The sequence below is a fragment of the Pseudomonas sp. GM80 genome, from assembly GCF_000282515.1.
Lineage (GTDB): Bacteria > Pseudomonadota > Gammaproteobacteria > Pseudomonadales > Pseudomonadaceae > Aquipseudomonas.
The window spans coordinates 1-25,007 of sequence record NZ_AKJD01000070.1 but is presented as its reverse complement, the minus strand read 5'-3'; the positions used below and the strand labels follow the sequence as shown (position 1 = coordinate 25,007).

At 61.4% G+C, this 25,007-nt stretch carries 25 protein-coding genes; 20 read left to right on the top strand and 5 right to left on the bottom strand.

All coding sequences use genetic code 11. The annotated features are described in order from the left end of the window. Positions 1–75 precede the first annotated feature (75 nt). Positions 76–672 carry a LysE family translocator gene (locus PMI37_RS12630; RefSeq protein WP_008081339.1) on the bottom strand — a complete coding sequence of 199 codons (597 nt, stop codon included), beginning with the start codon at positions 670–672 and terminating at the stop codon, positions 76–78. Between the two features lie 54 nt (positions 673–726). Continuing rightward, on the bottom strand, positions 727–1,563 hold the full coding sequence (locus PMI37_RS12625; protein WP_008081337.1) for an AraC family transcriptional regulator: 837 nt from the start codon (positions 1,561–1,563) through the stop codon (positions 727–729). 146 nt (positions 1,564–1,709) lie between these two features. On the opposite strand from PMI37_RS12625, the gene PMI37_RS12620 reads away from it, so the two are divergent. The 17 genes from PMI37_RS12620 (at position 1,710) to PMI37_RS12540 (ending at position 18,104) form a co-directional block, all read left to right on the top strand. Beyond that, entirely contained in the window at positions 1,710–1,997 is a 288-nt protein-coding gene (locus PMI37_RS12620; protein WP_008081335.1) for a hypothetical protein, read from the top strand. Positions 1,998–2,824: 827 nt separating this feature from the next. After that, the gene (locus PMI37_RS12615) at positions 2,825–3,082 is read left to right on the top strand and encodes a hypothetical protein (protein ID WP_008081333.1); all 258 of its coding nucleotides are present in this window, start codon (positions 2,825–2,827) and stop codon (positions 3,080–3,082) included. A 219-nt stretch (positions 3,083–3,301) separates the two neighbouring features. Beyond that, positions 3,302–4,258 carry an AraC family transcriptional regulator gene (locus PMI37_RS12610; protein WP_008081331.1) on the top strand — a complete coding sequence of 319 codons (957 nt, stop codon included), beginning with the start codon at positions 3,302–3,304 and terminating at the stop codon, positions 4,256–4,258. A gap of 139 nt (positions 4,259–4,397) precedes the next feature. Then, positions 4,398–5,753 (top strand): benzoate 1,2-dioxygenase large subunit, encoded by a 1,356-nt coding sequence (benA, locus tag PMI37_RS12605; RefSeq protein ID WP_008081329.1) that lies wholly within the window; start codon positions 4,398–4,400, stop codon positions 5,751–5,753. After that, a complete protein-coding gene (gene benB, locus PMI37_RS12600) occupies positions 5,753–6,241 on the top strand; it encodes a benzoate 1,2-dioxygenase small subunit (RefSeq protein WP_008081326.1) in 489 nt (162 codons plus the stop codon). The genes benA and benB overlap by 1 nt, the downstream gene beginning before the upstream one ends. A 20-nt stretch (positions 6,242–6,261) precedes the next feature. Continuing rightward, entirely contained in the window at positions 6,262–7,269 is a 1,008-nt protein-coding gene (benC, locus tag PMI37_RS12595) for a benzoate 1,2-dioxygenase electron transfer component BenC (protein ID WP_008081325.1), read from the top strand. A 249-nt stretch (positions 7,270–7,518) separates the two neighbouring features. Then, a complete protein-coding gene (locus PMI37_RS12590; RefSeq protein WP_008081322.1) occupies positions 7,519–8,280 on the top strand; it encodes a 1,6-dihydroxycyclohexa-2,4-diene-1-carboxylate dehydrogenase in 762 nt (253 codons plus the stop codon). A 22-nt stretch (positions 8,281–8,302) separates the two neighbouring features. Beyond that, positions 8,303–9,424, top strand: a complete 1,122-nt coding sequence (locus tag PMI37_RS12585) for a muconate cycloisomerase family protein (protein ID WP_008081319.1) — start codon at positions 8,303–8,305, stop codon at positions 9,422–9,424. A 27-nt stretch (positions 9,425–9,451) separates the two neighbouring features. Then, a complete protein-coding gene (gene catC, locus PMI37_RS12580) occupies positions 9,452–9,742 on the top strand; it encodes a muconolactone Delta-isomerase (RefSeq protein WP_008081317.1) in 291 nt (96 codons plus the stop codon). A gap of 178 nt (positions 9,743–9,920) precedes the next feature. Continuing rightward, entirely contained in the window at positions 9,921–10,826 is a 906-nt protein-coding gene (gene catA, locus PMI37_RS12575) for a catechol 1,2-dioxygenase (protein WP_008081315.1), read from the top strand. A gap of 266 nt (positions 10,827–11,092) precedes the next feature. Further along, complete coding sequence (locus tag PMI37_RS12570; RefSeq protein WP_008081312.1) at positions 11,093–12,139, top strand: isopenicillin N synthase family dioxygenase; 1,047 nt, start codon at positions 11,093–11,095, stop codon at positions 12,137–12,139. A 27-nt stretch (positions 12,140–12,166) separates the two neighbouring features. Further along, positions 12,167–12,976: a MetQ/NlpA family ABC transporter substrate-binding protein gene (locus PMI37_RS12565; RefSeq protein WP_008081310.1), complete on the top strand. Its 810-nt coding sequence runs from the start codon at positions 12,167–12,169 to the stop codon at positions 12,974–12,976. Further along, entirely contained in the window at positions 12,973–13,773 is an 801-nt protein-coding gene (locus PMI37_RS12560; RefSeq protein ID WP_008081308.1) for a methionine ABC transporter ATP-binding protein, read from the top strand. The genes PMI37_RS12565 and PMI37_RS12560 overlap by 4 nt, the downstream gene beginning before the upstream one ends. Next, the gene (locus PMI37_RS12555) at positions 13,770–14,441 is read left to right on the top strand and encodes a methionine ABC transporter permease (RefSeq protein WP_008081307.1); all 672 of its coding nucleotides are present in this window, start codon (positions 13,770–13,772) and stop codon (positions 14,439–14,441) included. Before PMI37_RS12560 ends, PMI37_RS12555 begins: the two co-directional genes overlap by 4 nt. Positions 14,442–14,449: 8 nt before the next feature. Continuing rightward, the gene (locus PMI37_RS12550; RefSeq protein ID WP_008081305.1) at positions 14,450–16,006 is read left to right on the top strand and encodes a sugar ABC transporter ATP-binding protein; all 1,557 of its coding nucleotides are present in this window, start codon (positions 14,450–14,452) and stop codon (positions 16,004–16,006) included. Beyond that, the gene (locus PMI37_RS12545; protein ID WP_008081303.1) at positions 15,999–17,024 is read left to right on the top strand and encodes an ABC transporter permease; all 1,026 of its coding nucleotides are present in this window, start codon (positions 15,999–16,001) and stop codon (positions 17,022–17,024) included. Before PMI37_RS12550 ends, PMI37_RS12545 begins: the two co-directional genes overlap by 8 nt. Before the next feature lie 24 nt (positions 17,025–17,048). Further along, the gene (locus PMI37_RS12540) at positions 17,049–18,104 is read left to right on the top strand and encodes a substrate-binding domain-containing protein (protein WP_008081300.1); all 1,056 of its coding nucleotides are present in this window, start codon (positions 17,049–17,051) and stop codon (positions 18,102–18,104) included. Between the two features lie 37 nt (positions 18,105–18,141). On the opposite strand, the gene PMI37_RS12535 is transcribed toward PMI37_RS12540, so the two are convergent. After that, positions 18,142–18,993: a CAP domain-containing protein gene (locus PMI37_RS12535; RefSeq protein WP_008081298.1), complete on the bottom strand. Its 852-nt coding sequence runs from the start codon at positions 18,991–18,993 to the stop codon at positions 18,142–18,144. A gap of 199 nt (positions 18,994–19,192) precedes the next feature. Here PMI37_RS12535 and PMI37_RS12530 point away from each other — a divergent pair, with 199 nt between their 5' ends. After that, positions 19,193–19,813, top strand: coding sequence for a cell wall hydrolase (locus PMI37_RS12530; RefSeq protein ID WP_008081296.1), 621 nt, complete (start codon positions 19,193–19,195; stop codon positions 19,811–19,813). Here PMI37_RS12530 and PMI37_RS12525 read toward each other — a convergent pair. Then, positions 19,810–20,697, bottom strand: a complete 888-nt coding sequence (locus PMI37_RS12525) for a LysR family transcriptional regulator (RefSeq protein ID WP_008081293.1) — start codon at positions 20,695–20,697, stop codon at positions 19,810–19,812. The genes PMI37_RS12530 and PMI37_RS12525 overlap by 4 nt on opposite strands. 103 nt (positions 20,698–20,800) lie before the next feature. Here PMI37_RS12525 and PMI37_RS12520 point away from each other — a divergent pair, with 103 nt between their 5' ends. Further along, positions 20,801–22,192, top strand: a complete 1,392-nt coding sequence (locus PMI37_RS12520; protein WP_008081292.1) for an MFS transporter — start codon at positions 20,801–20,803, stop codon at positions 22,190–22,192. 314 nt (positions 22,193–22,506) lie between these two features. On the opposite strand, the gene PMI37_RS12515 is transcribed toward PMI37_RS12520, so the two are convergent. After that, the gene (locus PMI37_RS12515; RefSeq protein WP_008081284.1) at positions 22,507–23,220 is read right to left on the bottom strand and encodes a murein L,D-transpeptidase catalytic domain family protein; all 714 of its coding nucleotides are present in this window, start codon (positions 23,218–23,220) and stop codon (positions 22,507–22,509) included. 150 nt (positions 23,221–23,370) lie between these two features. Between PMI37_RS12515 and PMI37_RS12510 the strand changes: the two genes are divergently transcribed. Next, positions 23,371–24,987 (top strand): L,D-transpeptidase family protein, encoded by a 1,617-nt coding sequence (locus tag PMI37_RS12510; RefSeq protein ID WP_008081283.1) that lies wholly within the window; start codon positions 23,371–23,373, stop codon positions 24,985–24,987. Positions 24,988–25,007 lie beyond the last annotated feature (20 nt).

The window sequence follows — 25,007 nt, the reverse complement described above, 5'->3', positions numbered from 1 at the left end:
TGCGATCTTTTGATCTTGTTTTTTACGGTCAAGATCAAAAGATCGCAGCCTTCGGCAGCTCCTACAGAGGGGATTTCAGGCGAGGACGGTGAGCCATGCCGACAGCAGCAGTAACAGCGCCAGCGCCGTATTCATCCGCTTGAACGCCTGCGGTGTGCCGAACAACCGTGCGCTGCCGACACCGAGCAATGCCCAGAACGTCATGCACGGCAACGACACCAACAGAAAGGCCAGCGACAACACCAGCAGCCACAGCGTCTTGTCACCGCCGCCGACAAACACGCTGACCACCGCCACCGCCATCATCCACACCTTGGGATTGACCAGTTGCAACAGTGCCGCGCCCATCGCGCTGATGCCTTGATCTGGCGCATCCGTCGAATCCAGCGAAGGCGGCGCACTGCGAAAGATCTGCCACGCCAGCCAGCTCAACCAGAGCATCCCGCCCCAGGCCATGGCTTGCTGCACACGCGGAAAGCGCAACAACGTTTCGCCGGCACCGAGACCGACTACCAACACAATAAGTGCCGCCGCGGCGCAGGCAGCAAAAATGATTGGCAGCGTGGCGAACAGCCCCTGACGCGAGCTGTGGCTCAACACCAGAATATTGGTCGGCCCCGGCGTGATCGACGCAACGAACGCAAACAGCAGGAAGGGCAGTAATGACGCCATGGGCGGGCTCCTTGGAAGTAAACACAGGAAGCCATGATCGCCAGTGGGCGCGCGTCAGTCTGGAAGATTTGAGCAGCGCTTGCGGTAGTCGGCTGGGGTCAGTTGATAGGCGCGGCGGAACCAGCGGCCGAGATGACTTTGATCGGCAAAGCCGAGCACGCTGGCGACCTGCACCGGCGTGTCTCCCCGCGCAAGCAACTGCCGCGCCTTGGCCAGACGCAACTGGATCAGGTAGGCATGCGGCGCCAGCCCGAAGGCAGCCTTGAAGGCGCGGGTCAGACGAAAACGGTCGATAGCACAGACTCGGGCCAGGTCATCGAGACCGATGTCCTCGTAGACGTAAGCGTGCAGATAATCGCGCGCGACTTGCGCCACCCGTGGCAGACGTGGATCGACCTCCTGCCGTTTGCGCCAGTCCAGATGACGCGTCAGCGAGCCCAGCAGACCGTCGATGGCGGTCTGGCGAACGATGCGCAAGTCACCGTCATGCAGGGCATGGAAGGCTTGAACGATGGCGGCGCAAAGGCGCGGATCCTGGCTCAGCGTGTCGGCAAAGCCAGGCTGACTCTCGGTCGGTGCGTCTTCGAACAGCGCATGCATTTCACGCTCAAGCCAATGCGGGTCGAGGTAGAGCATCGAATAGGTAAAGCCTTCCTCGGTCGGCGCCTGCCCATCGTGAATCTCCCCCGGCTCCAGCAAGAACACATTACCCGGCGTACTGCGATGACGCACGCGGCGGCAATTGAACTGCTGCACGCCTTGCTCGGTGACGCCGACAAGAAAACTGTCATGCCAGTGCGGGTCGTAGGCGTGCCCCTGAAAATGCGCGCGAATCGATTCAATCCCGGTATCGACATCCTGGGACAGATCAATCCAGCTGCGTTTATCCACGGCAGGCTCCTGAGCTCGACTTCGACAAATACGGCCTCATAAAATACCGCGCAGCGACCACCGGCGTTTAGAACATTTGTGCAAATAGGCAACGGCAAACGGCTAGACTCTACACGTCAACACCCACATGCAGCAGGTGAAACGCGATGATCGGCCCACTGCAACACCGATGCGCGCCGTGGCTCACGCTCTGCCTGATTGCCCTCAGCCTCACGCTGACTGCCGGCTGCTCAAACCGCAAACACTATCCGCCCTCGGGCGTCGGCGACAGTTGCTACGCCAAGGCATTGCCGACGGTCGGCGAGGGCGGCCTTGCCTGGGGCTCCAGCCTGAACATGGCGCGGCAGAAATCGATGAACAACTGCATCCGCTACGCCGGCCGCTCCGGGGGCACGCCCAATACGTGTCAGGTGGTGTTGGCCAAGTGCAAATGATTGAGGCACTGATATCCAGACGAAAAAAAACCGCCTTTGCGGGGCGGTTCTTTAAACCTCGGTTTGCGACCTAGGTTTGATGCTTCACTAGCTACACTGACGCGGGCCATAGTATGAATCTTTGTCCAGCCATGCAACGTCAATTTTGCACGTAGAGGGCTCTTTGCCTATTTTGGCAATGATAAAAAAACTGGCAGAAATGACGTTTTACAAATCCGCTTATCAAGTGTGCCTGCGCGCCTCGAATTGAAGGTTATGATGCCGGCGCTCATGTGTTGGTACTGCGTTGAGGTTTGGCTGGCAACTTAACGGTTTCATTCCCTCTGACACGGTTTTGCAGCCGTGCCGGAATGATGGTTCGGAGGGGGTTCAACCGGCCGCCTCACTAGCTGCACTGACATGTAGCCTGAAGGCATTCGTGATCCGGTAAGTCTGCTGGAGGTTTGGCCCTCAGCCTTGGAGGCCAAACGTATGAAGCTTTTGCTACGTACGCTGAGCCTCGTGTGGAGATTGTTTAAAGCATTGCGCTTTTACGAGTTCCTGCGAGACCACTTTGACGATCTGAAGTAGCGATCGTCTCGTGGGGAAACCCGTTTTGGCTGTTCGGCTGAAGCGGGTTTTTTTCTGTGTTGAGCTGTCAAAAGTAGGAATTTTGTATTTGTTCGGCTCAAGTGGTGTAGGGCATTTCCGTCATCACGTGTAGGTATCTTCCTGCTTTGCTGGTTATTGATAGCGTCAATAACAACCATTAACTCAATGAAGTTCTCATATCGACTCGTCGGCGTAAGATCGGCTCCATTCCCAACCACTGTAATCGGAGCACAACCATGAAACGCCAGACACTTCTCGGCATCGCCTTCTCGATCTTCGCACTCAACGCCTTCGCCGCCACTGAAACCGATCCACTGTTCAGCGATGCGGTCGCCGCAACCGAAACCGATCCTCTGTTCAGCGATGCAGTCGCTGCGACTGAAACCGACCCGTTGTTCAGCGACGCCGTGGCTGCCGATGGATCAGATCGCCTGAAAGGCAATCTGGTCGCCGAAGGTGGTGCAGATCGCTTGCTCGAACGCCGTGCAGTCTGAATGCCGTTTTTGCCGCAGTACCCACGAAAAGCCCGGCCATATCAGCCGGGTTTTTTTTACGTCTCCAGGTCGGCATTACGCCTGACACACCATAAAAGTGTTCGATTACCGGATAGCCAAACCTTGCTCCAATTGCTCGCCTCAGCGCGGCGGCGTACTGTGACCGGTGATGCCGTTAAACCGTGAACCCATAATAACGACAAGATCGAGCACCGCCCCATGGACAGCCATCTGCTGAGCGACCGCAGCAGCGTGTTTCGTCACGCTGACCCTTATGCCGTCTCCGACTACGTCAATCAGCACGTCGGCCAGCACTTCATCGGTCTGTCCAAAACCACCCATCCGCAAGCCAGCCTCAACCATCGCAAACTCGCCGACCTCGATCTGGCCCGCATCAGCTATGGCGGCAGTGTTCGCGTGACATCATTGGCGCTGGAAACCGTGTACCACCTGCAAGTCCTGCTGCAAGGCAATTGCCTGTGGCGCGGGCACCAGCGCGAGCAGCATCTGGTGCCGGGGGAGTTGCTGTTGATCAATCCGGACGATCCGGTTGATCTGACCTACTCGGATGACTGCGAGAAATTCATCCTCAAAGTGCCGGTCAGCGTGCTCGAATCGGTGTGTGACGAGCAGCGCTGGATACGTCCCTCGAGCGGCATTCGTTTTCTGCGCAATCATTATCGGCTGGATGAGCTGGAGGGCTTCACGAATCTGCTGGCGATGATCTGCCAGGAAGCCGAGGCCAGCGATCCGTTGTTGCGGGTGCAGGAGCATTACGCGCAGATCATCGGCAGCAAGCTGATCTCGCTGATGAGCACCAACGTCAGCCGCGAAAATCTGAGTGCGCCCAGCGTCAGTTTCGAGCGCATTCTCGATTACATCGAACGCAACCTGAAGCTCGATCTGCCCGCCGAACATCTGGCCGCACAAGCGAGCATGAGCCCGCGTTCGCTGTACTCCCTGTTCGAGCGCCAACTCGGCGTCACACCGATGCAATACATCCGTCAACGCAAGCTTGCGCGCATTCACGCCTGCCTCAGCGACCCGAGCTGCCCGGTGCGCAACCTCACCGAACTGGCGCTGGACTACGGCTTCCTGCACCTGGGCCGTTTCTCCGAAAGCTATCGCCAGCAGTTCGGCGAACTGCCGTCGCACACCTTCAAACGTCGCCACTGATCGCCCTTCGAAACAATCCGAATCACCTGCCGCGCCGTCCTGCACAAAACGGATAGCGATCTGCAGGATTCGGCTATTGCCCCGTGCTGCGCCTCCCTAATCTGACCTGGCCTGAACAATAACAATGGAGGCCCTGGCCATGTCCCTGGGAATCGACTACCTCAATGCCATGCTTGAAGAAGACAAAGACAAGGGCGCCTACCGCTGCAAGCGGGAGATGTTCACCGATCCGCGTCTGTTCGAACTGGAGATGGCGCACATCTTCGAAGGCAACTGGATCTACCTCGCCCACGAAAGCCAACTGCCCAACAACAACGATTTTCTGACCACCACCATGGGGCGCCAGCCGATCTTCATCGCGCGCAACAAGGACGGTGTGCTCAATGCGTTCCTCAATGCCTGCAGCCATCGCGGCGCCATGCTTTGCCGGCACAAGTCCGGCAACCGCTCCAGCTACACCTGCCCGTTCCACGGCTGGACGTTCAACAACAGCGGCAAACTGCTCAAGGTCAAAGACCCAAGCGAAGCCGGTTATCCGCAAGGCTTCAATTGCGAAGGCTCGCATGACCTGACCAAAGTCGCGCGTTTCGAGTCCTACCGCGGCTTTCTGTTTGGCAGTCTGAATGCCGATGTGAAATCCCTTACCGAGCACTTGGGCGAGTCAGCGAAGATCATCGACATGATCGTCGATCAGTCGCCGGACGGTCTGGAAGTGCTGCGCGGTTCCAGCTCCTATATCTATGAAGGCAACTGGAAACTCACTGCCGAAAATGGTGCCGACGGCTATCACGTCAGCTCCGTGCACTGGAACTACGCCGCCACCCAGAACCAGCGCCAGCAACGTGAAGCGGGTGAAGCGATCAAGACCATGAGCGCTGGCAGCTGGGCGAAGAAGGGCGGCGGTTTCTACTCTTTCGATCACGGCCATCTGCTGCTCTGGACGCGTTGGGCTAATCCTGAAGACCGTCCGGCCTATGAGCGCCGTGACGAACTGGCGCGTGATTTCGGCCAGGCCCGCGCTGACTGGATGATCGAAAACTCGCGCAACCTGTGCCTGTACCCCAACGTGTATCTGATGGATCAGTTCAGTTCGCAGATTCGCATCGCCCGGCCAATCTCGGTCGACAAGACTGAAATCACCATTTACTGCATCGCCCCCAAAGGCGAGAGCGCCGAGGCGCGCGCCAAACGCATTCGCCAGTACGAAGACTTCTTCAATGTCAGCGGCATGGCCACACCGGATGATCTGGAAGAGTTCCGCTCGTGCCAGACCGGTTACGGCGCCGGGCGCGGCTGGAACGACATGTCCCGAGGCGCGACCCATTGGGTTGAAGGCGCCGACGCTGCCGCCGAGGAAATCAACCTCAAGCCATTGCTTTCCGGCATGCGCACCGAGGACGAAGGCCTGTTCGTGCTGCAACACAAGTACTGGCAGGAGACCATGCTCAAAGCCGCTGCCGCCGAGTCACAACTGATCCCCGTGGAGGCTGTGTGATGAGCAATCTCTACGACAATGTGCGTGATTTTCTCTACCGCGAAGCGCGTTATCTCGATGACGGCCAGTGGGATCAATGGCTGGAGCTGTACGCCGCCGACGCGACTTTCTGGATGCCGGCCTGGGACGACAACGACACGCTCACCGAAGACCCGCAAAGCGAAATCTCGCTGATCTGGTACGGCAATCGGGGTGGCCTCGAAGACCGCATCTTCCGGATCAAGACCGAGCGCTCCAGCGCGACGATTCCCGACACCCGCACCTCGCACAACCTGAGCAACATCGAGATCGTCGAGCACAGCGCCGACCAGTGCCAGGTGCGCTTCAACTGGCACACCCTGAGCTTTCGCTATCAGGTCACCGACAGCTACTTCGGCAGCAGTTTCTACACCCTCGATCTGCGTGGCGAACAGCCGCTGATCAAGGCCAAAAAAGTCGTCCTGAAAAACGATTACGTCCGTCAGCTCATCGACATCTACCACATCTAGTCGACACGGCGAGGTGCACCATGAATTTCCAGATCGCACTGAATTTTGAAGACGGCGTCACCCGTTTCATCGAGGCCGGCGGCCATGAAACTGTCGCCGACGCGGCGTATCGCCAAGGCATCAACATCCCGCTGGACTGCCGTGACGGCGCCTGCGGCACCTGCAAATGTTTCGCCGAGGCCGGGCGTTACGAGATGGGCGACAACTTCATCGAAGACGCCTTGAGCGCCGACGAACTCGCACAAGGTTATGTGCTGACCTGCCAGATGCGCGCCGAAAGCGATTGCGTGGTGCGAGTGCCGGTTGGCTCGCAGGTCTGCAAAACCGAACAGGCCAATTTTCAGGCGTCGATCAGCGATGTCCGGCAGTTGTCCGAGAGCACCATCGCGCTGTCGATCAAGGGCGAGGCATTGAGCAAACTGGCGTTTCTGCCGGGGCAATACGTCAACCTGCAAGTGCCGGGCAGCGAACACAGTCGTGCATATTCCTTCAGCTCGTTGCAGAAGAATGGCGAGGTCAGTTTTCTGATTCGCAACGTGCCCGGCGGCTTGATGAGCAGCTTCCTCACCGGCCTGGCCAAGGCCGGCGACAGCATGAATCTGGCCGGACCCTTGGGCAGTTTCTATCTGCGCGAGATCAAGCGGCCGCTGCTGTTGCTCGCCGGTGGTACCGGTCTGGCGCCGTTCACCGCGATGCTGGAAAAGATCGCCGAGCAGGGCAGCGCGCATCCGGTGCATTTGATCTATGGCGTGACCAACGATTTCGATCTGGTTGAACTCGATCGCCTCGAAGCCTTTGCCGCACGCATCGCCAATTTCAGCTTCGGCGCTTGCGTCGCCAATCCGCAAAGTGCGCACCCGCTCAAGGGCTACGTCACCCAGCACATCGAACCGCGCCACCTCAATGACGGCGATGTCGACGTCTACCTGTGCGGGCCACCGCCGATGGTCGAGGCGGTCAGCCAATACATCCGCGAGCAGGGCATCATCCCGGCGAATTTCTACTTCGAAAAATTCGCCGCGGCCTGATCCCCGTATGTGGGCCTGCCTCTCATCGTGGTCTGCCCCTCATCTGTGGATTGCCCCCAATCTGTGGCCTGGCTCTCATCTGTGGGCCTGCCCTTACCTGTGACGAGGGGATTTATCCCCGATGGGGCGCGCAGCGGCCCTCGCTTTTGCCTTAACAGCAAGGGGCCGCTGCGCAGCCCATCGGGGCGGTGCGACGTTTCGCTAAATCCCCTCACCACAGTTTCGCTATTTGTTTGCATCGAGGTTGTCATGAACGACAGATTCTCCAACAAAGTCGCGCTGGTCACCGGCGCAGCGCAAGGCATCGGCCGCCGCGTCTGCGAGCGCCTGCTCAGCGAAGGCGCGCAAGTGGTCGCCGTCGACCGCTCCGAACTGGTTCACGAACTGCAAGGCGAGAGCGTTCTGGCACTGACCGCCGACCTTGAACAATACGCCGATTGCGCCCGGGTCATGGCCGAAGCCATCAACACTTTCGGTCGACTCGACATCCTGATCAACAACGTCGGCGGCACGATCTGGGCCAAGCCGTTCGAGCACTACCAGGTCGACCAGATCGAAGCGGAAGTGCGTCGCTCGTTATTCCCGACCTTGTGGTGCTGCCACGCCGCGCTGCCGTACATGCTCAAACAAGGCAGCGGCGCCATCGTCAACGTTTCCTCAATCGCCACCCGCAGCGTCAATCGTGTGCCGTACGGCGCGGCCAAGGGCGGCATCAACGCACTCACCGCGTGCCTGGCCTTTGAAAACGCCGAGCGTGGTATTCGCGTCAACGCCACCGCGCCCGGCGGCACTGAAGCGCCGCCTCGACGCATCCCGCGCAACGCCAGCGAACAGTCGCCGCAAGAGCAGGCCTGGTACCAGCAAATTGTCGCGCAAACCCTCGATAGCAGCCTGATGAAACGCTACGGCAGCCTCGATGAACAGGTCGGCGCGATCCTCTTTCTCGCCTCCGACGACGCCTCCTACATCACCGGCGTGACCTTGCCGGTCGGTGGCGGCGACCTTGGTTGAGCACTTCTCACGGAGCATTGATATGCAGCGAATCCTGATTGAAACCCTGACGGCGATCATCGTCGACCTGCCGACCATTCGCCCGCACAAACTGGCGATGCACACGATGCAAAAGCAGACCCTGGTGATCCTGCGCCTGCGCTGCAGCGATGGGGTTGAAGGCATCGGTGAAGCCACCACCATCGGCGGCCTTGCCTACGGTTACGAAAGCCCGGAGAGCATCAAGGCCAACATTGATGCGCACCTCGCGCCAGCGTTGGTCGGCATGGACGCCAACAACATCAACGCGGCGATGCAGCGGCTCGACAAGCTCGCCAAGGGCAACACCTTCGCCAAATCCGGCATCGAAAGCGCGCTGCTCGACGCCCAGGGCAAACGCCTCGGTTTGCCCGTCAGCGAACTGCTCGGCGGCCGCGTGCGCGACAGCCTGGAAGTGGCCTGGACCCTGGCCAGTGGCGACACCGCCCGCGACATTGCCGAGGCCGAACAGATGCTCGAAGCGCGGCGTCATCGCATCTTCAAATTGAAGATCGGCGCCAACCCGCTGGAGCAGGATCTCAAGCACGTCGTGGCGATCAAAAAAGCTTTGGGCGAGCGCGCCAGTGTGCGGGTCGACGTCAACCAGTATTGGGACGAATCCCAGGCGATTCGTGGTTGCCAGGTGCTCGGTGACAACGGCATCGACCTGATCGAGCAGCCGATTTCTCGAGTCAACCGCTCAGGGCAGGTTCGCCTCAACCAGCGCAGCCCGGCACCGATCATGGCCGACGAATCGATCGAGAGTGTCGAAGACGCGTTCAGCCTCGCCGCTGACGGCGCTGCCAGCGTGTTCGCCCTGAAAATCGCCAAGAACGGCGGCCCCCGCGCCGTGCTCAGAACCGCGCAAATCGCCGAGGCCGCCGGCATCGCGTTGTATGGCGGCACCATGCTCGAAGGCTCCGTCGGCACGCTGGCCTCGGCCCACGCCTTCCTCACGCTCAAGCAACTGACCTGGGACACCGAGCTGTTCGGGCCGCTGCTGCTGACCGAAGACATCGTCACCGAAAGGCCCGAGTACCGCGATTTTCATCTGCACATCCCGCACACACCGGGCCTCGGCCTGACCCTGGACGAACAACGTCTGGCGCGTTTTCGCCGCCATTGAGCCGTTGACCACTAGAGGAGAGCCACCATGCTGTTCCACGTAAAAATGACCGTGAAATTGCCCATCGACATGGACCCCGCCGTCGCCACTCGACTCAAGGCGGAGGAGAAAGAACTGGCGCAGCGGCTGCAACGCGAAGGCCAATGGCGCCACCTGTGGCGCATCGCCGGGCACTACGCCAATTACAGCGTGTTCGATGTGCCCAGCGTCGAAGCGCTGCACGACACGCTGATGCAATTGCCGTTGTTCCCGTACATGGACATCGAAGTCGACGGCCTCTGCCGCCATCCGTCGTCGATCCACGCCGACGACCGCTGAAGTCAGACACCAGATTCACTCCTGAACCCTGTGGGAGCTGGCTTGCCAGCGATAGCAATTGATCAGTTGCCATCGATGCTGAATGACCCACCGCAATCGCTGGCAAGCCAGCTCCCACAGGGATCTTACCTGGTTTGAAGAACTGCGTTCACACAACAACAAGATGAGGTAAGCCACCATGACCGTGAAAATTGCCCACACCCCCGAGTTGCAAAAATTCTTCGCCGAAGCCGCCGGTTTCACCAACGACGACGGCAGCTCGCGCTTGAAAAACATCGTCCTGCGCGTGCTGCAGGACAGCGCGAAAATCATCGAAGACCTGGACATCAGCGAGAACGAATTCTGGAAAGCCGTCGACTACCTCAATCGTCTGGGTGGCCGCTCGGAAGCCGGATTGCTGGTCGCCGGGCTCGGCATCGAGCATTTCCTTGATCTGCTGCAGGACGCCAAAGACGCGCAGATCGGCTTGACCGGCGGCACCCCCCGTACCATCGAAGGCCCGCTGTACGTGGCCGGCGCGCCACTGTTCGAGGGCGAGTGCCGGATGGATGACGGCAGCGAGGAGGGCGTCGCCACGCAGATGCTGCTTGAAGGCCAGGTGTTCGATCCTCACGGCCAACCGCTGGCCGGCGCCACCGTTGACCTGTGGCACGCCAACACGCGAGGCACCTATTCGTTCTTCGACCCGAGTCAGTCCGCGTACAACCTGCGCCGGCGGATCATCACCGACGCCGAGGGCCGCTACCGCGTGCGCAGCATCGTGCCGTCCGGTTACGGCTGCGACCCGCAGGGCCCGACGCAGGAATGCCTGAACCTGCTCGGCCGCCACGGCCAGCGCCCGGCGCACGTGCACTTTTTCATCAGCGCGCCGGGGCATCGGCACCTCACCACGCAGATCAACCTGTCGGGCGATCAATACTTGTGGGATGACTTTGCCTACGCCACCCGCGAAGGCCTGGTCGGCGAAGTCGTCTTCCATGAAAGCGAAACCTCGGGACGTCACGCCGAACTCACGTTCGACTTCCAGCTGCAAGCTGCGCCGGACGCCAGCGCCGAACAGCGCAGCCAACGCCCGCGCGCCTGACCCCCCACTGTAGGAGCTGCCGCAGGCTGCGATCTTTTGATCCTGTTTCTAAAAAACCGACATCAAAAGATCGCAGCCTGCGGCAGCTCCTACCGTGATCGGCCTAAGGTAATGCGAAAAAGGTATTGGATCGGTGTTTTTAAGATCGTTTAGTTTTGTCTGCAACGACGAATCAACGCATCAAACCGATAGACCCCCGATTGCCATGACGGCACACGCTGAATCGATCAAAGGTTCTTCAGGTTTGATTCACACGGGAGTGAATCATGCCGCATACCTTGGATATCACCGCTCTGCCAACACTGGACCTGTCCCTGTTCGAAGGGACCGCGCAACAGCGTTACCAATTTCTTGAAAACCTGCGCCACGCCGCCCGTGACGTCGGCTTCTTCTATCTCACCGGCCATGGCATCGACAGCGCATTGCTCCAGCAAGTGCAGGCGCATGCGCGGCAATTTTTTGCCTTGCCCGACAGCGAGAAAACCGCCGTCGGCATGATTAATTCGCCGCACTTTCGCGGCTACAACCGAGCTGCCTCCGAGATCACTCGCGGTCAACCCGATCAGCGTGAACAGTTTGATCTGGGGGCCGAACGCGAGGCGCTGCCGCTAAACGCGGACAGCCCGCTGTGGGCGCGATTGCAAGGCCCCAATCAATGGCCGGCGGCACTCCCCGAACTGAAACCCTTGCTGCTTGAATGGCAGCAAGCAATGACGCGCATGTCATTGCGCTTGCTGCGTGCTTTCGCTCAGGCGCTGTCGTTGCGCGCCGATGCCTTCGACCAGCTCTACGGCGACCAACCCAACGAGCACATCAAGCTGATGCGCTATCCCGGCCAGGCAAATGCTGCGAGCCAGCAGGGCGTCGGCGCGCACAAGGATTCGGGGTTCCTCAGCTTCTTGCTGCAAGACCAGCAGGCCGGGCTGCAAGTCGAGGTCGAAGAGGGCCGCTGGATCGACGCGCTGCCGCGTGAAAACACCCTGGTGGTGAACATCGGCGAACTGCTCGAACTGGCCTCCAACGGTTATCTGCGCGCCACCGTGCATCGCGTGGTGTCGCCGCCGGAAGGCAGTGAGCGCCTGTCGATTGCGTTCTTTCTGGGGGCGCAACTCGATGCTGTGGTGCCGCTGTATCTGTTGCCGACGTTGCTGCTGCGCGAGGCACGCGGGCCGGCCAGTGACCCGCTCAATCCGTTGTTCCGCGATGTTGGCTGGAACTACCTCAAGGGGCGCCTGCGCTCGCACCCGGATGTCGCGCAACGCTTTTACGCCGATGCGCTGCTGCCGCCATTACCTGTTCGTAAAACCGCCTGATTCATCCATCGCTCAAGGACTTTGCACATGATTAAAAAAGCAGGTTTGACCCTGGCCGTCCTCGGCGCGCTGGTGACGTCGTTCGGGGCGCAGGCGCTGGAACCGCTGCGCGTGGCGGCCGACCCGGTGCCCCACGCGCAGATCCTCGCGTACATCCAGAAAATCGATCCGCAACTCAACCTCAAAGTCATCGAAATCCCCAACGGCGTGAACTCCAACGAGCTGCTGGTACACGGCGATGTCGACGCCAATTACTTTCAGCACCTGCCGTACCTGAAGTCTCAGGAACAAGCCCTCGGCGAAAAACTCGCGGTGGCGGCCACGGTGCATATCGAACCGCTGGGTATCTATTCCCGCCGGCACAAAAGCTTCGCCGACGTGCCGGTCAAAGGCACCGTCGCCGTGCCCAATAACGTCACTAATCTGAGCCGCGCCTTGTACCTGTTGCAGGACAACGGACTGATCAAACTCAAACCCGGTTTCAACGACCCGGCCGCCGATCAGGCAACGCCCAAGGACATCGCCGAGAACCCGAAACAACTGAAAATCCTCGAAATCGAATCACCGCAGATTCCGCGCTCGCTGGACGACGTCGATCTGGCGGTGATCAACGGCAACTACGCGCTGGACGCCGGCCTGGTGCCCGCCAAGGACGCATTGGGTCTGGAGAAAGCCGAGCACAATCCTTACGCGAATATTCTGGTGACCACGCCCAAGCTCGAGCACGACCCGCGCATTGCGCAACTGGCCAAGGACCTGACCTCGCCCGAGGTCGCCAAATACATCACCGATAACTTTGCCGGCTCGGTGATTCCGGTGGCGGGCGGCAAGCCATGATCGCCGTCGAGCAGGTGAGCAAGACGTACCCGTCGGCCACGCAGCCGGCGCTGGATCAGGTCTCGCTAAGCATTCCCGATGGTGCGGTCTACGGGATTCTCGGGCGTAGCGGGGCGGGCAAGTCGACGCTGCTGCGTTGCCTCAACCTGCTCGAGCGCCCGGACAGCGGCAAGATCCTGATTGACGGGGTGGACCTGCTGGCGCTGTCTGAGCGCGAATTGCGCGAGCAACGCCAACGCATCGGCATGATTTTCCAGGGCTTCAATCTGCTGCACTCGCGCAACGTCTTCGACAACATTGCGGTGCCGCTGGAGATCGCCAATGTCGGCAAACCGTGGCGCCATGTGCGGGTTCGCGAGCTGCTGGAACTGGTCGGCCTGAGTGACAAGGCACAAGCCTTTCCCTCGCAATTGTCCGGCGGGCAAAAGCAGCGGGTGGGCATCGCCCGCGCTTTGGCAGCGGAGCCGGCGTATCTGCTGTCGGACGAAGCCACCAGCGCCCTCGACCCGGAAACCACCGAGTCGATTCTGCAATTGCTGCGCGACATCAATCGGCAGTTGGGCCTGACCATCGTGCTGATCACCCACGAACTCGACGTGGTCAAGTCGATCTGCGACCACGCAGCGTTCATGGCCAATGGCCGGTTGGTCGAGGCCGGGCCGGTGCCACGGCTGCTGGCCGATCCACAGTCGGCGCTCGGCAGTTCCTTACGGCCGACCTGCGGACTGCCGCTGGGCCATGACGCGCCGGGCCTGACCTTCCTCAAGCAGTACGGCGTAAGGGCGGCGCAGTCATGAACCGCACGATCAATTGGGATGAAATCCTGCAACTGGTGTTCAACGCCACGGGTGAAACCCTGTACATGGTCCTGCTCGCGGGGCTGTTCACCCTGCTGATCGGCTTACCGCTGGGTGTGCTGCTGTTTATCAGTCGCCGCGACGGATTGCGACCGATGCCGCGTTTCAATGCGGCGCTCAGCAGTCTGGTCAATCTCGGCCGCTCGCTGCCATTCGTGGTGATGCTGATTGCGTTGATTCCGCTGACCCGTCTGGTCGTTGGTACCACGCTGGGCAGTACCGCAGCGGTGGTGCCGATCACCATCGGTGCGTTTCCGTTTTTCGCGCGCATCGTCGAAAACGCCCTGGACGAAGTCGACAAGGGCCGCATCGAAGCGATCCTCGCCATGGGCGGTGACATTCGCCACGTGATTTTCAAAGTGCTGTTGCCCGAAGCGCTGCCGGCGTTGCTCGCGGGGATCACCCTGACGCTGGTGATGCTGATCGGTTTTTCGTCGATGGCCGGGGTTATCGGCGGCGGTGGACTGGGCGATCTGGCGATCCGTTATGGCTATCAGCGTTTCAACAATGAAGTGATGGTCGCCACCGTCGTGGTGTTGGTCATTCTCGTTCAAGGCGTGCAAAGCCTGGGCGATCGGCTGGTGCGTTCGCTGGCTCATCGCCGCTAAGGAATTTTATGAGTGGACCTGTCGCCGTGGCACCTGAGCCGCTGATTCGGGTACGTGAGCTGAGCAAGACCTTTGGTTCGAACCGGGCACTGGAGCGGGTCAGCCTGGAAATTTATCCGGCTGAAGTGGTGGCGTTGCTGGGCGCCAATGGCGCGGGTAAATCGACGTTGGTGAAAATTCTCGCCGGCAGCCAACGTGCTGATACTGGCGCGATCTTCGTTGAGGGGCAGCCACGACTATTCAGTTCGCCGCTGTCTGCACGGCGGGTCGGGATTGTCGCGGTACACCAGCAGATCAACGACGGTATCGCTCCGGGATTGAGCGTTGCCGAGAATTTGCTGCTCGATGAATTGTGCCAGCCGGAAGCGGACTTCTGGCTTAATCGCCGGCGTCTGCTGGAACGTGCCGGTCACATCGCTGCCGGGCTCGGCCTGACGTTGCCGTTGGAGCAACCCATTGAACATCTCGGTCAGGCCGAACGGCAACTGGTGGTGCTCGCTCGGGCGTTCGCCCTGCAACCGCGCTTGCTGATTCTCGATGAACCGACGGCGGCGTTATCCGATGCCGAAGCGCAGCGCCTGTTTGGCTTGATCGACACGTTGCGCAGCCGTGGCGTGGCGATTCTGTACATCTCGCATCGGCTGTCGGACCTGCAACGGGTGGCGGATCGCGCGCTCGTGCTGCGCGATGGTCGACTGGCCGGTGAGTTCAGCGCCCGGCAGTTGCCGGAGGCGGTTGAGGCGATGCTCGGGCAGGCGCTGGGCGAGCACGTTTACCGTCCGCGCGTGGCCGGGCCTGCGGTGCTGCAGATGCGCGGGATACAGGTTGTGCCGCGCGCGCAAGCGTTCGACTTGACGCTTCACGAAAACGAAGTGGTGGTGCTCACCGGTTTGCTCGGCGCCGGTAAAAGCGAGATTGCCGAGGTGCTGTTCGGCCTGCGCAACGCGGCGGCGGGCCACCTGCGGTTGGGCGGTGTCGAGTGGCAGCCCGGATCGCCACGCGAGGCGATTCGCAGCGGGGTGTTCTTCGCCGCCGAAGACCGCGCCAGTCAATCACTGGTGGCGGATTTCTCGCTGCGGCGCACCCTGACGTTGCCGTTTCTGGAGCGCTTCACCCGTTGCGGTTTCATTCGCAACCGCGCCGAGGCCGCAGCGGTTCAAGCGCAGGTTGCCGCGCTGGGGATCAAGACCGCCGGCATCGACGTACCGATGAGTGCGTTGTCCGGTGGCAATCAGCAGAAAGTCGTGCTTGGCCGCTGGCTGCTCGGCGAGGGGCGGGTGCTGATCCTCGATGAACCGTTTCAGGGTGTCGATGTGCGCGCCCGCCGCGAAATCGGCCAACTGCTGCGCGACAGCGCCCAGGGCCGGGCGACGCTGGTGATTTGTGCCGATGTCGACGAGGCCCTGGAGATCGCTGACCGCATTCTCCTGGTGCGCGATCACGCGGTGGTCGCCGAGTACCCGCGCGCCGAGTTGAACCGCGCCGATCTGGTGGCCGCACTGGCCGGCACCGAGGTAAACCAACATTCCCTTCATGCCGCGCCAAGGAGCAGAGCGAGTGCCTGATTCCAATTCACTGTTGTCCACTCCACCGGCCTTCGCCGAGCGCTGGCTGCACGCGCTGATTCGCTATGGCCTGTTGTGGCTGCTGGCGCTGATCGTGATGTTTTTCAGCGTTGCCGAGCCGGCGTTTCTGCGCATCGGCAACCTGTTCAGCATCCTCCAGTCGGTGTCGATTGTGGCGTTGCTGGCGCTCGGTGTGACGCTGACCATGGCGGTCGGCGGCCTTGATCTGTCGATCGGCGCGGTGGCCGCCATGAGCCTGATGATCGCCAGTTACGTGATGGTGGTGCTCGGTTGGGGCGCGGTGCCGGCGGTGTTGATCAGCCTTGCGGGCGGTGCGCTGGTGGGGCTGCTCAACGGCTGGCTGATCGTCAAATTACGCGTGCCGGACATTCTCGCGACGCTGGGCAGCATGTTCCTGGTGATTGGCGTGCAGTTGATTCCCACCGGCGGGCGCTCGATTGCCGTGGGCATGACCCTGCCCAATGGCGAAGAAACCGAAGGCACGTTCAGCGCGGCGTTTCTCGCGTTGGGGCGCGCACGCTTGTGGGAAGTGGTGCCGATCCCGGTGTTGATTGCAGCGGTGGTCGCGATAGCGGTGTGGCTGTTTCTGGAGCGTACGCGCGTTGGGCGGCTGTTTTATGCCATCGGCGGCAACGAGCAGGCGGCGCGGTTGGCCGGTGCGCCGGTGCAGCGCTTCAAACTGCTGGCGTACGTGCTGTCGTCGCTGCTGGCGTCGCTCGGTGGATTGTTGCTTGCGGCGCGCCTGGGACGCGGCGACGTCAGTTCCGGCAATGGTCTGGTGCTGGATGCCCTCGGCGCTGCGCTGATCGGTTTTGCCGTGCTCGGCGCGAAGAAGCCCAACGCCTTTGGCACGCTGATCGGTGCGCTGCTGGTGGCGGCGCTGCTTAACGGCCTGACCATGCTCAACGCGCCGTACTACGCGCAGGATTTCGTCAAGGGACTGGTGCTGGTGCTGGCCCTGATGTTCACTTTCGGCCTCGCGCATCGGGCGCGTTGAGCCGTTTTCATTCAAGGAAGTTGTATGCACGGTTCAATCACACAGTTCGCCCGCCATTGCCTCGCCACCGCGTTGCTGTCGACGCTGGCGGTACACGCGCAGGCCAAGGCATTGCCCGGCGCACCGGCACCGTTCGATAAGGGCCAGGTGCAGATTGCGTTGGTGGGGTATTTGTTCTCCGGGGATTTTCCCGAGGCTTATTTGCGCGGCGTCGAGAAGCAGACCGAAGCGCTCGGTGCCAACCTGCGGGTGTTCGATGCGCGGCAACAGGCGGCGAGTCAGGGCGAGATGATCGATCAGGCGGCTGACTTGGGCGTGGACGGAATCATCGTGCAACTGGGGCTGGCGGAAACCCTGAAAGGGCCGATTGACCGGGCGCTCGCCAAGGGCATCAAAGTCGTCGCCTTCGATGTCGACCTGAACACGCCGCAAGTCACTCAGGTCGAACAGGATCACCACGCGCTGGCGCGTCTGGCGCTCGACCAAGCGGTGAAAGACAACGGCACGCGCTTCGACGCCGGCTACGTGTACATCAGCGGTTTCACCCCGATGGAGCGACGTGATGAAATCTGGAGTCAGGTGAAAAAAGCCAATCCGGGGATCATCGAGAAAGCGCGTTTCGGCACGCTCAATCCGCCGATTGCCAACTCGGTGGCGGATCAGGCCAGCGCTGTGTTGCGCGCCAATCCGGGGATCAGCGTGATCTTTGCGCCGTTCGACGAATTTGCCAAAGGCGCGAAGATCGCTGTCGACGAGGCCGGGTTGGCCAGTAAGGTGAAAATCTACAGCGCCGACATTTCCACCGCCGACATCCAGATCATGAAAGAGCCGGACAGCGCCTGGGCGGCGACGGCGGCGGTCAACCCGCAAGTGGCCGGGGCGATCAGCGTGCGCAGTCTGGCGATGTTGATTGCCGGGGAAAATCCGGGGCATCAGGTGCTGGTGCCACCGACGCTGATCACCCGCCAGCAGTTGCTCGACCTGGACGTGAAGAACGTCCGTGACCTGGCGCAGAAACTGCCGGCGTTTGGCGACACCGCCAACGTTGCGCGGGCGGCGTGGATACCGGTCGCCAACTGACCGTCAGCGGCCATCAACGCGCAGGCGTTGATGGTGTTTATTGCGCGCCGAACATCGCCGTCCAGTAAATGCCCGCATCGCTTTTCGGGTCGGTCGCATAGGCCGCGCCGAGCTCCTTGTATTGCGGGTTCATCAGGTTGACGCAATGGCCGGGGCTGGCGATCCAGCCATCGACCACTTTGCGCACGGTGTCCTGGCCGGCGGCGATGTTTTCGCCGACCAGTTGCCCGCTGTAACCGGCGAGTTCGGCGCGATCGCCCGGGGTGCGGCCGTCGCGGTCCTTGTGGTCGAGATAGTTTTTATTGGCCATGTCACGGCTGTGATCCTGGGCGACGCTGCCCAGCGTTGCGTTCCAGGCCAGCGGTGCCGCCGCAGCGAACGCCTGACCCCCGCATTGCCGTGGCTGGCTGCGCGCCGCGTTGAGTTGCTCGAGCAGTTTTTGCCCTTCGGCCTGCGCATCGCCGAGCCTGGCCGACAGCAGCGGCCGCGCCAGGACGATGCGCCAGTCGCGGTCGGCGCGGCTGACGCCGATGTCGACAAACTGCGGATCAAGCACCACCTGACAGAAACTCTCCTGAATCGCCTGCATTGCCGACGCCGCATCGCGCGGACCGTTGAGCGTGATCGCTTGCACGTTGACCATCGGGTAACTGGCGCGGGCCATGGCTTGTTGCAGGTCGACGGCGCCGCTGGCAGGCAGGATCAATCGTGGGTCGGCGGCCAGCGGTGGCAATTCGCTGGAGGCCTGCGAGCCACAACGCTGCGGCTGGCTGCGGTAGCTGTTGATTGACTCGACCAGTTGCGATTCATCGGTGGCCATGGCCGAGGCTGCGGACGCCAAGCCTGCGGACAACGCGACAAAGCGCAAAACGGATGGCATGAAGCGCATGGAAATCTCCCTTGGGCTGAATGCGCCCATGATGCGCGAAACGCCCCCGGTGGGCGCAATGTCTTTTTCTTCATTCGGCGCTTTTTTCACTGGAACAATACGCCCGAATTTGCCGTCTACACTCTGCGAAGAGCCCGCAAACCGGGCGTCTCACCCACGCAACACCTTGCCCGACACGGGCGCTGCCGGAAGAACTGACATGGGATTGAAAGGCTTGGCGGGTTGTCTCGTATTTACCTTGTTGGCCAGTGCGGCATGGGCCACCGATCAGGCGCCAATCAAGGCGAAAGCGGAAGAAAAAGCCCAGGTGCTGGAGGAGAAAGCCGCCGACAAAGTCAGCGCGGCACCGGCGCCAAAATCCGAAGCAATCACGCCGACCGAAGCGCAAGCGGTGGACCCGGCAGGCGCGGCGCCGCTGGATGACCCGCTCACGTGCCTGGCGCGTAGTATCTACTGGGAGGCGAAGGGCAAGAACACACCGGAAATGGAAGCCGTGGCCAATGTGGTCATGAATCGTCTCGGCCACGAGGGGTTTCCTGACACGGTGTGCGCCGTGGTCAAACAGGGCTCGGAGACCAAAAGCTGCCAGTTCTCCTGGTGGTGCGATGGCAAGCCGGATCAGGTCAAGGAAGATTCCGAGTACGCGCTGGCCAAGGAAATTGCCGGCAAGGCGCTCAACCGTCAGTTGCCCGATCGCACCCGTGGCGCGCTGTATTTCCATGACCGCAACGTGCATCCGAGTTGGGCCAAGGAGTACCGCAAGACCGCCGAAACCGGCAAGTTTCTCTTCTATAAACCCGCGGGCGGCGATGCGCGCTAGGCGCACACCTGGCGCAGACAATCGCGCAACCAGCGATGCGCCGGGTCGGCATCCATGCGCGGATGCCAGAGCATGGAGACGTTGATCGGCGGCATGTCGAAGGGCAGTGTGAAACTGTGCAGGCCCGTGCGCAGTTTGCCGGTGTGACGGTTGGGGACGGTGGCGATCAGGTCTGACTCGCGGACCAACGTCAGCGCCGCCGAAAATCCGCCGAATGAAGTGACGATGTCTCGCGTCAGCCCCACGGCGAGTAACGCTTCGTCGACCGGGCCGCTGCTGCGTCCACGGCGTGAGATCAGAATGTGCTGGCCTGAAGCAAAACGTTTTGCGCTGATTTTGCCCTTGCTCAAGGGGTGCCCCTCGCGCACCACACCGATCCACTGATCCTGAAAGAGCAGGCGGCTGTGCAGCGTCGGGTCGGTGCTGTCGTCGACCACGCCGGTCTCCAGATCAACCCGACCTTCGCGCAGCGGCGTGCTGTCCTTGTCGGCTTTCTGCACGAAGCGCAGGCGTACGCCGGGCGCTTCTTCGGCAATGCGGGCGAGCAGGGCGGCGGCAAAGGTTTCGACAAAACCATCGGTGTTGCGCAAGGTGAAGGTGCGTCGTAACTGGCCAGGGTCGAGGATCTCGGCGGGGCGCAACACCGCTTCGGCCTCCTGCACCAGTTGCCCGACCCGTTCACGCAACGCCAGCGCGCGCGGCGTCGGCACCAGCCCGCGCCCGGCGCGCACCAACAGCGGATCCCCGGTGGTCTCGCGCAAACGGGCGAGCGCCCGACTCATGGCCGACGGGCTCAGCCGCAGGCATTTGGCGGCGCGAGCAACGCTGCCTTCGCGTAGCAGCACATCGAGGGTGATCAGCAGGTTCAGATCCGGGGTGGACATGACATGGCGTTCCGTGCAGGTATTGAGTGCAAAGCATGCGTCTTGCGCCTGCTATTGTCGAGGCTCAGGCTAAGGCGCATGTCCTTTGCCCTGTGAGCAGCCCATGCCCCGAGAACCCTTGAGCACGACGGCCCGTTGGGCGTTGACCAGCCTGGCCCTGTCGATGCTGATGCCGTCGCTGGACACCAGCATCGCCAATGCCGGGTTGCCGATACTGGCGACGGCGTTTGACGCGACGTTTCAACAGGTGCAGTGGATTGTTCTGGCGTATCTGCTGGCGATCACCACGTTGATCGTCAGTGTCGGGCGTCTGGGTGACAGCTTCGGTCGGCGGCGATTGCTGTTGATCGGCATTGGCATTTTTACGGCGGCTTCATTGTGCTGTGCGCTGTCACCGGGGCTTGGCTGGCTGATCGGCGCGCGCGCAGTGCAAGGGCTTGGCGCGGCAATCATGTTTGCCCTGACGGTCGCGCTGGTGGCCGATGCAGTACCGAAAGCGCGGGCGGGCAGTGCCATGGGCTTGTTGGCGACGATGTCAGCAACGGGCACCACGCTCGGGCCATCGTTGGGCGGATTGTTGATGGCCTCTGTGGGTTGGCAGGCGATTTTTCTCCTCAATGTGCCGCTGGGTTTGCTCAATGTATGGCTGGTGTACCGCTTTCTGCCGGCGGACCGTGCATCGGGGCCGCGTGTGCCATTCGATTATTCTGGCAGTGCGGTGTTGATGCTGACGCTGGCGGCCTATGCGCTGGCAATGACGCTTGAAGGCTTGATGTGGCCGCTGCTGCTGGCCAGCCTGTGCGGCGCGGGGGTATTTATCCTGGTCGAGATGAAGGCCCAATCGCCGCTGATTCGCTTGTCACTGTTCAGCGACGCGCGACTGAGCAGCAGTCTGGCGCTGACGTTGCTGGTGACGACGGTGATGATGACCACGCTGGTGGTCGGGCCGTTTTACCTGCATCGAGGTCTGGGCCTCAGCAGCGCCATGGTCGGCGTGACGTTGTCGGTCGGGCCGCTGTTGTCAGCGCTGAGCGGAGTTCCGGCTGGACGTCTGGTCGATCGTTTTGGCGCACAACGAATCGTCCCGGGCGCATTGTTGGGCATGGCTTGCGGCTGCGCTTTGCTGGCGCTCCTGCCCATGAGTCTTGGACTGCCCGCGTATGTGCTGCCGATCATGCTGATCGCGGCCGGTTACGCGTTGTTCCAGGCAGCCAACAATACCGGGTTGATGGCCGGGGTCAGCCAGGATCAGCGTGGCGTGGTCTCGGCGATGCTCGGGCTGGCGCGCAACCTGGGCTTGATCACCGGGGCGGCGGTGATGGGCGCGGTGTTTGCGCTGGCGGCGGGGGATCCGACGCAGGCGCCTGCAACGGCGATCGCCAGCGGCCTGCACACCACCTTCGGCGTTGCCACAGCGCTGATGCTGCTAACCCTGATCATCAGCCGAGTGCAAGCCACCACCCGCGATAGCGTCAACACAGCCCAACCCCTGTAGGAGCTGCGGCGCGCTGCGATCTTCTGATCTTGATCTTAAAAACGAAGATCAAAAGATCGCAGCGTTCCGCAGCTCCTACAGGGAGGGGGGTGTCTGATGGCGGGCGGGGAAGAAGAGTTCGAAGCAGGTTTCGCCGTTTTGGACAACATCAGGCTACTGGGCGATTCGCACGGCAAACCGACAGCTGAATGACAAAGTTGTAATGAATCCCCCTGTAGGAGCTGCCGCAGGCTGCGATCTTTTGATGTTGATTGTAAAAACAAGATCAAAAGATCGCAGCGTTCCGCAGCTCCTACAGGGGGGGGTGTGCTGGGTCAGCTTGCGTGGGTGTTGAGGATGCTCGCCACTTGCTGCGGCTGGCAGTTGAGGTACGGCGAGGATTTCAGCCAGCGCTGATCGGGATACCAGGAAAACATGAACTGGCCATTCTTCAGCCGGTCGATCACTTGCCTGGCAATTTGCGGACGCACCGCCGGGCAACCCTGGCTGCGACCGATGCGGCCCTGACGCTTGCTCCACAACGGGTTCACGTAACTGGCGGCATGGATGACGATGGCGCGGTCGCGGGCCATGTCATTGAAACCCGGCTCCAGGCCGTCCATGCGCAGCGAATAACCGTGGGTGCCGCTGTAGCTTTCCTGCGTGCGGAACAGGCCGAGGCTGGACTGGTAACTGCCTTCGACATTGGAAAACTGCGTAGCGAAGTTTTCCCCGGAATTGGAGCCGTGGGCGACCAGGTCGCGTAGCACCAGTTTCTTTTTGCTCAAGTCAAAGATCCACAAGCGGCGTTCGGTGGACGGCTGCGAATAGTCGATGATTGCCAGGTGACGGGACGGTTTCGCGCCGTTATTGACCGCGCACTGCATGGCGTTCAATGCACCTTTCAGCGCCTGGGGATTGAGTTCTGGCGCGGCGTGCGCGAGGCTGGTGAAGAGAACCGGCGATGGCTTGCCGGCGGCAAAAGCTGGACTGGTCACAGCGACAAGGGTCGCGGTGGTCAGCAGAAGTCGGCGCAAAAACGTCAACATTTATAAAGTGTCCTCACTTGCTACCCATTTGGCACTTTGGCTCCTGACTCCCAGTCGACCCTGCCACGCCCGAAGATCGAGCCTGACTGTTCAGCGCACCTGATGTAAGGTTGACCGTCATCAAGACGGCCATGGATTGGAGTAAAGCAGTTGTTCAAAAAGTACGCATGCTACTTGAGCATTTGTTTGCTCGCAGCGCCGTTTGTCGCTTGTGCCGAGGAGTCGCTGCCACCGCTGCAGACACTGCCGACGCCAGCGGCGCAAATGCCCGTCGAGCCGCAGAGTCCGCTGCAGGCCGTTTTGCTCAGTCTGCCGCAGGCGTGCCCGGCGGTTGCCGCGCATCTCAATGGCCCGGCGCTGGTGCAGATGCAGGCGTTCTATGAACAGCAGGACTGGATGCCGGTGTGGGCGCGCGAGTCCGGACGATTGCAGGCTTTGCAAGGGCAATTGCAGCTGTTGGCCGATGATGGCCTCAACCCAAAACGCTATTCGGTGGCGGCAGTGCCTCCGCAGGACGGCGAATTGTGCGCCGACATCGACATCAGCCACTACTACCTGCAAGCCCTGCAGGATCTGCATTACGGCCGTCTGCTGCAGTCGCATTTCGAGCCGCTGTGGCACGCCGATGACAGCCCGCGCGACCGTCAGGCGGAATTGTTGGCCATCGCCGTACCGGGCATGCAGGACATTCCTGCGGCGTTCGATCTTGCTCGCCCGCGCCTTGCGCAATATCAGAACCTGCGCCACCTCTATGCCGCGCAACGGCTCACAGCCTTGCCGCAATGGCAATCAGTCGGCAGCGGCCCGTTGTTGCGTCCGCAGATGGAAGACAAACGCGTGCCGGAACTGGCCCAGCGGCTGTTCAACGAAGGCTATCTGACCCACGCCGTCGGCACGCCCGGCAATGCCTACGAGGGTGTGCTGGTGGAGGCGGTGAAGAGTTTCCAGGCCAATCATTCGTTGCAGGCTGACGGCGTGGTCGGGCCGGGGACGATTGCCGAACTGAACATCAGTCCGCTGACTCGGCGCGAGCAATTGCGCGTCAACCTTGAGCGGTTCCGCTGGATAGCTCAGGACATGGAACCCGATGGTTTGCTGGTCAACGTCGCCGCTGCCGAATTGACCCTGTATCAGGGTGGCCAACCCGTGTGGCAAACCCGCACCCAGGTCGGCCGGGCCGAACGCCAGACGCCGTTACTCAAATCCCGCGTCACGCGCCTGACCCTGAACCCGACCTGGACCGTGCCGCCGACCATCTGGAAGGAAGACAAACTGCCGGCGATCCGCAAGGATCAGACCTTCCTCAGCCGCCAGAATCTGCAAGTGCTCGACGCCAACGGCCAGCCTCTGGCGGCAGCGGACATCGACTGGGACAACCCGGGCAACATCCTGTTGCGTCAGGATGCCGGGCCGCGCAACCCGCTGGGGCAAATGGTCATACGCTTCCCCAATCCGTTCTCGGTGTACCTGCATGACACGCCGAGCAAGGCACTGTTCGACAAAGGCCCACGAGCGTTCAGCTCCGGCTGCGTGCGAGTCGAACACCCGATGCAACTGCGCGACCTGCTGCTGAGCCCGGCGGAAAAGGCCCGCACCGAAACCTTGCTCGCCACCGGCACCACCCACGAGTTCCGCCTCTCGGCACCGGTGCCGATCCTGATGACCTACTGGACCGCGCAAGTTGGCGACGATGGCCACGTGCGTTACGCGCCGGACATCTACAGCCGCGACAGCGCATTGCTCGCAGGCCTCGACCGCGCCCATTGATCCCAATGTAGGAGCTGCCG

Bases quoted from the DNA above. Each gene is read 5' to 3' on its own strand.
- PMI37_RS12630 (WP_008081339.1), bottom strand. From the start codon at position 672: ATGGCGTCATTACTGCCCTTCCTGCTGTTTGCGTTCGTTGCGTCGATC.
- PMI37_RS12620 (WP_008081335.1), top strand. From the start codon at position 1,710: ATGATCGGCCCACTGCAACACCGATGCGCGCCGTGGCTCACGCTCTGC.
- PMI37_RS12615 (WP_008081333.1), top strand. From the start codon at position 2,825: ATGAAACGCCAGACACTTCTCGGCATCGCCTTCTCGATCTTCGCACTC.
- PMI37_RS12610 (WP_008081331.1), top strand. From the start codon at position 3,302: ATGGACAGCCATCTGCTGAGCGACCGCAGCAGCGTGTTTCGTCACGCT.
- benA (WP_008081329.1), top strand. From the start codon at position 4,398: ATGTCCCTGGGAATCGACTACCTCAATGCCATGCTTGAAGAAGACAAA.
- benB (WP_008081326.1), top strand. From the start codon at position 5,753: ATGAGCAATCTCTACGACAATGTGCGTGATTTTCTCTACCGCGAAGCG.
- benC (WP_008081325.1), top strand. From the start codon at position 6,262: ATGAATTTCCAGATCGCACTGAATTTTGAAGACGGCGTCACCCGTTTC.
- PMI37_RS12590 (WP_008081322.1), top strand. From the start codon at position 7,519: ATGAACGACAGATTCTCCAACAAAGTCGCGCTGGTCACCGGCGCAGCG.
- PMI37_RS12585 (WP_008081319.1), top strand. From the start codon at position 8,303: ATGCAGCGAATCCTGATTGAAACCCTGACGGCGATCATCGTCGACCTG.
- catC (WP_008081317.1), top strand. From the start codon at position 9,452: ATGCTGTTCCACGTAAAAATGACCGTGAAATTGCCCATCGACATGGAC.
- catA (WP_008081315.1), top strand. From the start codon at position 9,921: ATGACCGTGAAAATTGCCCACACCCCCGAGTTGCAAAAATTCTTCGCC.
- PMI37_RS12570 (WP_008081312.1), top strand. From the start codon at position 11,093: ATGCCGCATACCTTGGATATCACCGCTCTGCCAACACTGGACCTGTCC.
- PMI37_RS12565 (WP_008081310.1), top strand. From the start codon at position 12,167: ATGATTAAAAAAGCAGGTTTGACCCTGGCCGTCCTCGGCGCGCTGGTG.
- PMI37_RS12560 (WP_008081308.1), top strand. From the start codon at position 12,973: ATGATCGCCGTCGAGCAGGTGAGCAAGACGTACCCGTCGGCCACGCAG.
- PMI37_RS12555 (WP_008081307.1), top strand. From the start codon at position 13,770: ATGAACCGCACGATCAATTGGGATGAAATCCTGCAACTGGTGTTCAAC.
- PMI37_RS12550 (WP_008081305.1), top strand. From the start codon at position 14,450: ATGAGTGGACCTGTCGCCGTGGCACCTGAGCCGCTGATTCGGGTACGT.
- PMI37_RS12540 (WP_008081300.1), top strand. From the start codon at position 17,049: ATGCACGGTTCAATCACACAGTTCGCCCGCCATTGCCTCGCCACCGCG.
- PMI37_RS12535 (WP_008081298.1), bottom strand. From the start codon at position 18,993: ATGCGCTTCATGCCATCCGTTTTGCGCTTTGTCGCGTTGTCCGCAGGC.
- PMI37_RS12530 (WP_008081296.1), top strand. From the start codon at position 19,193: ATGGGATTGAAAGGCTTGGCGGGTTGTCTCGTATTTACCTTGTTGGCC.
- PMI37_RS12525 (WP_008081293.1), bottom strand. From the start codon at position 20,697: ATGTCCACCCCGGATCTGAACCTGCTGATCACCCTCGATGTGCTGCTA.
- PMI37_RS12520 (WP_008081292.1), top strand. From the start codon at position 20,801: ATGCCCCGAGAACCCTTGAGCACGACGGCCCGTTGGGCGTTGACCAGC.
- PMI37_RS12515 (WP_008081284.1), bottom strand. From the start codon at position 23,220: ATGTTGACGTTTTTGCGCCGACTTCTGCTGACCACCGCGACCCTTGTC.